Raw genomic sequence first — 1,421 nt, 5'->3', positions numbered from 1 at the left:
CGTCATGACCTCTTACAGCTAGACTGGGCGGTCGAGCCAGCAGACGAGATCCAGACCTGAGGAGGCGTGATGGCAGGACATTCCAAGTGGGCGACCACCAAGCACAAGAAGGCCGTCATCGACGCGCGGCGCGCCAAGGCGTTCGCGAAGTACATCAAGAACATCGAGGTCGCGGCACGTGCCGGCGGACCCGACGTCGCCGGCAACCCCGCCCTCGACCTGGCCGTGTCCAAGGCCAAGAAGGCCTCGGTGCCCAACGACAACATCGACCGCGCCGTCAAGCGCGGCGCCGGCCTCACCGGCGAGGTCATCGACTACGCCGAGATCATGTACGAGGTCCGCGGCCCCCAGGGCTCGGCGCTGCTGGTCGAGTGCCTGACCGACAACAAGAACCGCGCCGCCGCGGACGTGCGCGCGGCCGTCACCCGCAACGGCGGCACCATGGCCGACTCCGGCTCCGTCTCCTTCCTCTTCGAGCGCAAGGGCCTCGTGCGCCTGCCCGCCGAGGGCAACACCGAGGACGGCCTGCTCGAGGCCGTGCTCGAGGGCGGCGCCGACGCCGAGGAGGTCGTCGTCTCCGGCGACTCCTTCGAGATCCTCTCGGACCCCTCCGACCTGCAGTCCGTGGCCAAGGCCCTCGACGAGGCGGGCGTGGAGTACGAGTCCGACGAGCTCGAGTTCGTCCCCACCATGAAGGTGGACCTGGACGCGTCGGGCGCCCGCACCTTCCTCAAGCTGGCCGATGCCCTCGAGGACCTCGACGACGTCCAGAACGTCTTCTCGAACGTGGACATCGCCCCCGAGGTCCTCGCCGAGCTCGACGAGGACTGATCGCGCTGAGCGCGCGCCGGCCCGCCGACGTCGTCCGGATCCTCGGGGTGGACCCGGGGCTCACCCGCTGCGGGATCGCCGTGGTGGACGTGGACGCGCGACGGCGGGCCGCGCTCGTCCACGTCGAGGTCACGGGCACCCCGCCCACCGCCCCCCTGGACCAGCGCCTCCTGCGCATCGACGAGGCCGTCTCCGCGGTCCTCGCCGCGCACCGGCCCGATCGCGCCGCCGTCGAGCGCATGTTCGCGAACACGAACACGCCGACCGTGCTGGGCACGGCCCAGGCCGCGGGCGTGGCGATCGCCGCGGCCGCGCGCGCCGGCGTCCCCGTGGGCCTGCACACCCCCTCCGAGGTCAAGGCCGCCGTCACCGGACACGGCGATGCGGGCAAGGAGCAGGTCACCACGATGGTCACCCGGATCCTCCGCCTCGACGCCCCGCCGCGCCCGGCCGACGCGGCCGACGCCCTCGCCTTGGCCATCGCCCACGGCTGGCGCGGCACCGCCCTCGGCGCGGCCGCCGGCCAGACCGGCCTCGACACCGCGGACCTCGCCTCCCGGGCGGGGCTACACCCTCGTGTGCATCGACGA

2 protein-coding genes are annotated in these 1,421 nt (G+C 72.7%); both read left to right on the top strand.

What is annotated here, in order from left to right:
- Window positions 1-69: 69 nt before the first annotated feature.
- The gene (locus SJ20_RS10165) at window positions 70-831 is read left to right on the top strand and encodes a YebC/PmpR family DNA-binding transcriptional regulator (protein ID WP_036317934.1); all 762 of its coding nucleotides are present in this window, start codon (window positions 70-72) and stop codon (window positions 829-831) included.
- Between the two features lie 47 nt (window positions 832-878).
- Window positions 879-1,421, top strand: a 543-nt coding sequence (gene ruvC, locus SJ20_RS10160) for a crossover junction endodeoxyribonuclease RuvC (protein WP_052833460.1), incomplete at its 3' end; no start/stop codon positions are given.

The sequence above is a fragment of the Micrococcus sp. MS-ASIII-49 genome (assembly GCF_000946635.1).
GTDB classification, from domain to species: domain Bacteria; phylum Actinomycetota; class Actinomycetes; order Actinomycetales; family Micrococcaceae; genus Micrococcus; species Micrococcus luteus.
Note: the sequence above shows the minus strand (reverse complement) of the source record. Positions and strands in the feature narration are given on the sequence as shown.